General features: G+C 57.0%; 1 rRNA gene. It reads left to right on the forward strand.

Going from position 1 to position 249, the window contains the following annotated elements:
- Positions 1 to 249, forward strand: a 23S ribosomal RNA gene (locus ALMP_RS06125); the annotation flags it as partial.

Here is a 249-nt window from a genome sequence, read left to right on the forward strand (position 1 = left end):
GATGGGTAGGGGAGCGTCGTCTGCCGGGTGAAGCAGCACCGGAAGGTAGTTGTGGACGGTTGACGAGTGAGAATGCAGGCATGAGTAGCGATTCACACGTGAGAAACGTGTGCGCCGATTGACTAAGGGTTCCTGGGTCAAGCTGATCTGCCCAGGGTAAGTCGGGACCTAAGGCGAGGCCGACAGGCGTAGTCGATGGATAACCGGTTGATATTCCGGTACCCGCTGTGAAGCGTCAAACATCGAACC

It is taken from the genome of Streptomyces sp. A012304 (assembly GCF_026008495.1).
GTDB lineage: Bacteria > Actinomycetota > Actinomycetes > Streptomycetales > Streptomycetaceae > Streptomyces.